Origin of the sequence: Herbaspirillum sp. YR522, from assembly GCF_000282575.1 — a bacterium.
In the GTDB taxonomy this organism is placed as follows: domain Bacteria; phylum Pseudomonadota; class Gammaproteobacteria; order Burkholderiales; family Burkholderiaceae_D; genus Herbaspirillum.
This window is the reverse complement of the sequence record NZ_AKJA01000055.1, coordinates 1-8539: the sequence shown is the minus strand read 5'-3', so window position 1 is coordinate 8539 and position 8539 is coordinate 1. Positions and strand designations below refer to the sequence as shown.

6 protein-coding genes are annotated in these 8539 nt (G+C 59.3%); all 6 read left to right on the top strand.

What is annotated here, in order from left to right; translation table 11 throughout:
- A partial coding sequence (locus PMI40_RS09410; RefSeq protein ID WP_008114515.1) for a hypothetical protein occupies nt 1-653 on the top strand: 653 nt, incomplete at its 5' end.
- A gap of 50 nt (nt 654-703) precedes the next feature.
- Nucleotides 704-3649 (top strand): type VI secretion system Vgr family protein, encoded by a 2946-nt coding sequence (locus PMI40_RS09405; RefSeq protein ID WP_008114512.1) that lies wholly within the window; start codon nt 704-706, stop codon nt 3647-3649.
- Nucleotides 3649-4590 carry a DUF4123 domain-containing protein gene (locus PMI40_RS09400; RefSeq protein ID WP_008114511.1) on the top strand — a complete coding sequence of 314 codons (942 nt, stop codon included), beginning with the start codon at nt 3649-3651 and terminating at the stop codon, nt 4588-4590. Before PMI40_RS09405 ends, PMI40_RS09400 begins: the two co-directional genes overlap by 1 nt.
- A 71-nt stretch (nt 4591-4661) precedes the next feature.
- On the top strand, nt 4662-5441 hold the full coding sequence (locus PMI40_RS09395) for a DUF3304 domain-containing protein (protein WP_008114509.1): 780 nt from the start codon (nt 4662-4664) through the stop codon (nt 5439-5441).
- Between the two features lie 41 nt (nt 5442-5482).
- Nucleotides 5483-6268 carry a DUF3304 domain-containing protein gene (locus PMI40_RS09390; RefSeq protein ID WP_040501859.1) on the top strand — a complete coding sequence of 262 codons (786 nt, stop codon included), beginning with the start codon at nt 5483-5485 and terminating at the stop codon, nt 6266-6268.
- 4 nt (nt 6269-6272) lie between these two features.
- The gene (locus PMI40_RS09385; RefSeq protein WP_008114505.1) at nt 6273-8516 is read left to right on the top strand and encodes a DUF2235 domain-containing protein; all 2244 of its coding nucleotides are present in this window, start codon (nt 6273-6275) and stop codon (nt 8514-8516) included.
- Nucleotides 8517-8539 lie beyond the last annotated feature (23 nt).

The window sequence follows — 8539 nt, the reverse complement described above, 5'->3', positions numbered from 1 at the left end:
CGGCACCGGCTGCCGCACCGCCCGATACCGCCGTGATCAACGCAGCGTCGCCGGCCGCTCCTGCCGATGGCGGGGCCCAGGTGACCGATTCGGCTCAGACTGCGCCGCCGCAGGGGCCGGGGGTATCGTCTGCGGCCAGCGGCGACACGGCGGTCATTACCGATAGTGGCGCCGGCGCACGGGCGGCGCCCAAGGGTGACCAATTGACCAATGCGCTCGAAGACGGTGTCAAGCCGCCGCCGGCGGTGCTGAAGAAAGCGCTCGAGGCCAAGCCGGAAAAGCCGCGCAAGCAAGTCGCCACCGAAGAGAAAAAGAAGAAGCCCGTGGTCAAGCATGAGCCCAGGAACGACGCCGATGTCGACGTGATCAAGGCCCTGGTCGGGCGCTCGGCCGACGTCGAGAAGAAGCGCGCGGCGAAAGAAAGCAAACCTGCTGGAAACAACCAGAAACTGGCACAGAACGCTGAGGCACAAGCCAAGCCCGGCGATGGCCGCAACGTCGACATTGTCCAGCGCACGCCTGGTGAAAGTACCGAGTCGCTGCTCAATCGTTGCAAGGCGCTGGGCTTTCTGGAAGGGGAATTCTGTCGTTGGCGCATCTGCTCCGGCCGCTGGGATACCGACGCGGCGTGCAAGGTGCCTAATTCCAACTGAATGTGGTGGCCGAAGACTGGCGCCGCAACGAACATATAGAGCTCCCAAAGATGTCTGACCTGCTCTCACAATTGGTGCAATTCACCAGTGCGACCCGCCTCTACAGCCTGCGGCTGGGTAAGGATGATGGCGCCGGCGAGTTCATGGTGGAAGCCTTCGCGGCGTCAGAAGGCCTGCATGCCGTGGGCGTGCGCGAGGTCATCGCCTTGCACCTCGATGCCAGCGTACCGTTGAAGACCTTGCTCGGTCAGAAAGCGGTACTGGAGACGAGCTTGTCCGACGGGACACGCGCCAGCTTTTCCGGATTGGTCAGCGAGGCTGCCAAATTGGGTAGCGAGGGAGGATTTGCGCGCTATCGTATCCGGATCGTGCCGTGGATCTGGCTGTTGAGCCAGTCGCGCAACAGTCGTGTGTGGCAGGATAAATCGGTCATCGAGATCGTCGACGACGTTTTCACGGAGTATGCCGGGCACGCCGATTGGTCATGGTCGGACGAGGTGGTGCCCTTCATGCAGGCGGTGCAGCCGCGCAGCTATACCATCCAGTATCGTGAGAGCAACCTCGATTTCGTCAGCCGCCTGCTGGCCGAGGAAGGGTTGTCGTGGCGCGTGGAAGAGGCGCCCAGCGCTCCGGCGGGTCACCGCCTGGTGCTGTTCGCCGATTCGTCCATCGACAGCAGCGTACCGGAGGACGCCACCAGCGCCAGCGCGCTGGGCGGGGAGGGTATCCGTTTTCATGCCGGCACCGCGCGTGAAGAGCAGGACAGTATCCAGGCACTGGCGGCGCGCCGGTCACTGCAGCCGGCGACCTATTCGCTGCTGTCGTACGACTACAAGAACAAGCAGGCGGTGGCTACCAGCCTGCCGACGCGGCATGAATTCGGCGGCAAGGAAGCGCCCCGGCTGGAGAGCTTCGACAGCCCTGGCCAATATGCATTTACCAACGCCGCCGAAGCCGACCACTATGCGCAGTTGCATCTCGAAGCCAGTGAGGCGCGCAACAAGTCGTGGCAAGGCCGCTCGACGGTACGTACGCTCAGGCCAGGCACCCGCTTCTCGCTGACACAAGGGCCATTGGGCAATATGGCCGGCGACGACGCCGGGTTGCGCAATTTCTGCGTGCTCTCGGTGTTCAGCGTAGGAATCAATAACTTGCCAAAGGATGCCGAGGAAGGGCTGGCAGAACTGTTTGGACCTATCGCTGCGTTGCTCGAAGAGTGTATTGGCGCGTGTCAGGGCGCCCAGCAGCAGCTGCAAGGGAAAAATCGTCCCGACTCGTTGAATCTGGCGGCGCAGGCAGACCTTGGCAGTGTGATCTCGCAAGCTCGCAAACTCGGCTACGCCAATGCATTCGAAGCGATCCGCCTGGATGTCGTCTGGCGCCCCGTCCTGGCCGACGGCACGGGTCGACGCTTGCATCCGCGTGCGACCGCGCAGGGCAGCCAGAGCGCGATCGTGGTGGGCGCCAATGGCGAGACCACTGCCTCGGGCAGCGACGAGATCCATTGCGACAAGCTGGGGCGGGTGCGTATCCGCTTTCATTGGCAGGGCCGCAATAACGATGCATCGGCTACCTGCTGGGTGCGGGTGGTGCAGCGGGCGGCCGGCGCCGGCATAGGCATGCAGTTCCTGCCGCGCATCGGCCAGGAAGTGCTAGTGCAGTTCATCGAAGACGATATCGACCGGCCCGTCATCGTCGGTGCGTTGTATAACGGTCAGGGCGAAGGTGCGGCGGCACCGACGCCGGGCGGCGCCAGCGCCGACGACCAAGGGCAATCCAAGGTCTTCGCAGGCGCCAACGATCTGAAAGCCAGTGGCCAGGGCAATAGCGTTGGCGGCAATGGCCCGACGTGGCATGGCGGCAGCCAGGACAACGCCGGGCATCGCAACCCGGCCACGCAATGGGGTATCCGGTCCAAGGAATTCGGTGGCAACGGCTACAACCAGGTGCTGTTCGACGATACCGATTCGCAGGGGCGACTCCAACTGAAGTCGACCCAGTCGGGTACCGAATTGAACCTGGGGCATCTGATCCACACCGCCGACAATTATCGTGGCAGCTTCCGTGGCACCGGTGCGGAATTGCGCACGGATGCCTACGGCGCCGTGCGTGCGGGCAATGGCATCCTGTTTTCCAGTTACAAGGTCCAGCACAGCGCGGCCGATCGCGATCCGGCCGGGGACAATGCGGGCGGCCAGGCGCTGCTGAAGCAGGCAGCACTGCTGGGCAAGAGTTTCAATGAAGCCGCCGTGACGCACAAGACGGTCGCTCTCGCGGTCCAGGTCGGACCCCAGAAGGCCGATGCCAGCATCATCAGCGACACCGGGGCGCCGTTGGAGGCCATGCGGGTGGCCAGCGCAGGGATGGTCGACAGCGCCTCGGACGAGGTCGCAGCGCAGGACCTGACCAGCGCCAACACCCGCACCGGCGACAACAAGGTGCCGCACACTACCTCGGCCTTGATCGGGATTGCCGCACGAGAAGGCTTCGGGGCGGTGGCCGGACAGCATCTGCAATGGGTCAATGAAGAGGCAGTCAGTCTCATGAGCGGCCACGATAGCCAGCAGGTCAGTGGCAACCAGTTCCGCCTGCACAGCGGGCAGGCCATCGGCGTGCTGGCCGGCGCCATGGCCGCCGGGGACGGCGGTATCGGCCTGCAGGTGGTGGCCGCGCAAAAAAACATCGACGTCCAGGCGCAGGCCGACGCCATCACCGTCCAGGCGCGCGACCAGGTCAGCGTGGCCAGCGCCAACGCCAGTATCGATTGGGCCGCTGCCAAGAAGATCTCGTTGACGACCGCGGGCGGCGCCAACATCACCATCGATGGCGGAAACATTACCGTGCGCTGCCCTGGCAAGTTGACCATTCATGCGGCCCAGAAGTTGTTCGTCGGGCCGGATCGCCTCGATGTGCCGATGCCGCCGATGCCCAATAGCGTCTGCAAGGAATGTATCCTCAATGCGATGAAGCAGGGCGCGCCCGGGGTGCTTGTCTGATGGCTCCAGAAAATGCGCTCTCTGCCTGGAACCGGCAGGCCAATGCCGACGATCGGCATCGTTATGCGTTGCTCGACAGCGCGCAGGCCGAGGATAGCCATCTTCAACTCGACCGATGGCGTATACGCTACGCGTCGCTGTTCGATGGCAAGCGTGAAGAATCGGTCAAGGAAATTGCGCCGCTGCTGATCGACTTGAAGACGATCCGTGCCGACCTGCGCGAACGCGTCCTTGATTGGCTATGGCAACTGGGAACGGACCAACCCTGCCTGTCATGGATGGATTCCAGATTACCCCTGGGACCGCTCGCGCAGCACTTGAAGCTTTTCCATACGGTGGGCTTGAGCGACCACCAGACCATGATGCTGCGCTGGTACGATACGCGCATCCTGCCCATGTGGCTCGAGTGCCTCAAGCCAGGGCAGCATCGGCAATTCAGCGGTGTGCTGCTGTCGCTGCATTGCCTCGATCGCAGCGGCACGCGCGTGACATTCTTCGAGCGCGAACAGCCACAGGCGCCGTCTCCGGCCGAGCCGGCGCTCGGCAGGCCACTGCTGCAACTGGATGACATACAGTTCGCACGGTTGATGGACGCCAGTCATCTGGACATGTTGCTACATCATTTGCAGCGTTTCGTGGCGTCGGAACTGGACACCGTACCCAGGGCCAGGCTGATGGGCTTCCTGGATGGCCAGCTCAAGGCGTTGCAGGCGGCAGGTATCGACGACGCCGACCGCCAGGTGCAGTGCCTGTTGCTGGCACTTTTCACCTCTGGTGCGGGCATGAAGCATGCGGCATTGGAAGCCTTGTTGCGCAGCCCGCCGCAATCACCCGATGCATTCATGGCGGCCGTGCAGGCGTTGCCGGAAGAGATCTACAAGATGGGTGTGCCGCTGTGGGAGGAGACCAGGATGATGTCTTCCGTGGCGTCGAACGAATGATGTGTGGCGCTGGAAACGGTAGCGTTTTTTGTATGCGAAGTAGCCTTGTTGCGCCAGGAGTGCTGAAGAAAATGAAAAAGTTCTTGTTGACGTTGCTGACGTGCATCACGTTGTCATCCCAGTTGGCGGGGTGTGACGCTGTATCGTCGGAGCCGACGTATACCGGGTTGAGTCTGGCAGGATTCAATTACACACCGTACAACCTTTCCCGGTTCGTCATTACCGATAAGCATGGTAACAAGGCCACCGGCGGCGGCGATCTTCCGCCGGGGTCAGGCGAGGGCAGCCTGAGCTGTTGCTATCAGCTCAAGGGAACCGATTTCACTGTGGAGTGGCGAGCCTACGACGCCGACATCGCCTCGCGCAATATTTCTCAGCCCATCGACTACATCAACACCAAGACCGAGATTCATATCCCGCCTACGGAAATAAAAGGCGGGGCGGGAACAAAGATTCTCGGGCTTCATTTCTATCCCGATATGCACATCGAGCCCGAGTTCAGAACGGATTTGCAAGGGTCAAGGTTTGATTTCGGCCTGATCGACGCAAGGCTGGAAAAGAAATTCGGGAAGAAGATGAATCCGGATGGGCGCTTGAACTGGGCCGAGGTCTTCCGGCGTACGGCGCGGATCGCCGGTGAAGGATGGAAGAAGTATAAATTTACTGATAACGACGACCTGGAGCAGTACGTTTATTTCACACTGCTGGTCAACCCGCGCTTCGATCAGCATCCGGCAGTCAAGAAGATCATAGAGCAGGCTGGCGGGAAACCTGGCGCTTTTGCTTCGGCCATGCAAAGCTTGCCTGCGTCGAAAGTTTCCGAAATCCGCAATGGGCTTGGTTTCTCCTAGTACTTATAAATTGCCTTATTGCTTTAAGGAATATTAAACGGATGACAAAGATTCTGCTGATGTTGCTGATGTCGTCAGCAGTTTTGTCCCAAATGGCTGGGTGCGATGCCTTTTCATCAGAGCCGACTTATGACGGTCTCAGTCTGGAGGGATTTAATTACACGCCGTATAACTTGACGCGATTCGTCATCAAGGACAAATACGGCAACAAGGCAACTGGCGGCGGCGACTTGCCACCCGGATCGGGTGAAGGCAGCCTGAGTTGCTGTTATCAGCTCAAGGGCACTGAATTTACCGTGGAGTGGAAAGCATACGATCTCGATGCGGCGGCTAAAAAACGGCCGAAGTCTATCGATTACATCAACACGACCACCGAGCTCCGTATTGCTCCAACTGATTTGAAAGGCGGTGCTGGAACCAGGATTCTGGGCCTGCATTTTTATCCCGATATGCATATCGAGCCTGAATTTCGAACGGATCTGGGTGGTTCAAGATTCGATTACGGTGTGATCGATTTTCGACTCTTGAAGAAGCACGGAGCGAAAATGAATCCAGGAGGGCGCTTGAACTGGGCCGAGGTCTTCCGGCGTACGGCCCGGATCGCCGGTGAAGGATGGAAAAAATACAGGTTGACCGATAACGATGACCTGGAGCAGTACGTTTATTTCACGCTCCTGGTCAACCCGGACTTCGATCAACATCCGGATGTAAAGAAAATTATTGCGGACACGCATGGCAAACCAGGCGCCTTTGCGGTAGACATGCAAAACCTGTCGCCATCGGCAATGGCAGAACTGCAAGCCGGCAATCCGGCTACCAGGAAATAAGAAAATGGATGCTCGGAAAACGGAATCTCCGGATACAACCCCGCCCAAGACCTTGCTGGCAATGGCGGCAGCCGCCAAGGCCCAGTCCCAGGCCGAAAAGCTGACCTGTCAGGCGGATATACACATGGGCTTCTTTTTCGACGGGTTCGGCCGCAGCCGCGACGAAGACGATCCGGCGTCGTCCCGGTATTCGAATATCGCGCGACTGTGGGAGGCGCATCGCGATAACAAGGACCGGCGCAAGGCGGATCTACCCAACCAATTCTGGTATCGCTTTTATTATTCGGGGCTGGGCACCGACCTCAATGCCGATGCAGCCAATAATGATGTCGTCCGGGCCGTGACCAAGGTTGCGGAAAACGCAGGCAAAGCGGTACTGTCGAATGCCGGCAAGGTTGCCGCAAAGGTGACCGGTTATGACCGCGTGGAAAAATCCGTCGGCACCATCACCAAGCCCAAGGACCCGCTCAAGATGGGCGGCAAGATTTTGAAGGATTCCTTGACTGAAATGTCGTATCGCCCAGTGGTCAAGGCGTATAAAGATATCGTCAAGGAGGCCAAGGCGCTGCCCGGCAATGCCAGGCGGATGTTGCGCATGGCCAGCGGAGACAGATGGGTCATGCGTGGAAAAGCATCGGTGCGGGGCTTGCTTTACGAGGTGAGGAAGAACCCGTTGAAGGCCGGATGGGCGGCAGCGAAGACGCTGGCCGCGGATGTCGCGGCTGACTCGATCCCCATGGTGCGTGACAATGCGGCATCCGCGAAATTGTTCGGCACTGGCGTAGATGTGCGACTTAGCGCGGCGCTGGACCAGTTCAAGGCAGCTTATGAAGATGCCAAGGGAAAGATCCCCAAGGTACAACGGATCCATGTCTCGGTATTTGGCGCGGACCGGGGCGGGGTCGTGGCACGGGCGTTCGTCAATGAACTGGCGCGACTTTACAAGCGCGCCAATGAGCAGGACCTGGCGATAGACAATCATCCGATCGAAATCAAATTCCTGGGGCTGCTCGATTCCGTGGCATCGATCATGGAAGAGAACAAACTGATCGGTTTTCTGCCATTGGTCGGGATGATCAAGCAGAATTACGGTGACAGACCCCTGGGCATTCCGCCATCGGTGACACGCTGCGTACATTTTGCCGCTGCACATGAGCTGCGCTTTTATCAGCGATTGGACAGCCTGGAGAAGACCCGCGGCGAGCAATTTCTCTATCCCGGAACCAGCGAGGATGTCACTGGTGGATCCCCTGACGGCGCTTTGAATTTTCGCGGCGAACTGCAACGTGTTCCCCTTCGCGACATGCTGCATGAGGCGCTGATCGCTGGAACCATGATGGATCGCATGGAGGACCTGCGAATCTTGAAGCCTGAGACATTCCGACGATTCTCGCTCGCCGAACCTGTCGTCGAAGGTAAAAACAGCTACCAGATGATGGAACTGGTGGACGCATATCGATCGGTCGTTCCTCGTACCCCCGGCCTCGATTTCCTCAAGCACATGTCGGTATTCATCCAGTGGCTGGCCGTGCGTTATCAATCGCCGGAATTCAGGGAAACGGTGACCAGTCATGTCGACGACGTGAAGGCGGCGCAAAACCAGCGGCGCGAGCGACGCGAACGGGCGGAGAAGGAATACATGGAGGCGCGTACTGCGAAGCCATTCGACAATGACCGCTACAACCGGGCGATGTCCGAGATGTTCACCGCGCAGAATGAAGAGACCAAAACGCTGCCCAAGACGATCATGGAAGTTCATCGTCCGTTCGTCAGTGTGTGGGAGCGACTGGATGCAGAATCCAAGGAAGTGACGCAAAAACGCAGCGATTACCAGAAACAACAGGACTCTGAACCCGAGCGCAAGGCGCAATGGAAAAAGCTCACCGATGCCCAGAATGCGGGATGGAGGACGATGAATGGCAATGCCGCCGCTATGGGAGCTCAATATCGCCCGGCTCGCCCGTTGATGACGGCAGAAGAGGTCACCCTGGCCGATGCATGGATCAATGCCAGCACAGGAAAGACCAAGTTGCCCGAGAAGGTGATGGCATTATTCGATTTGCTTGTGCATGACACCATGTTGACCAGTTGGCACGATCATATCCTGTCATCCACGCTTTACTTCCAGACCCGTACTACCGACGCATTCGGCAAGACCGATGCCAAGAAGGAAGAAGAGACCAGGAAAGAGGACGATGCCAATGTTGCGCGTGTCAGACAGTTGCAGCCGATGTTGAATATGCGATGAGGTGGTAATCCTCCCTTAAAACC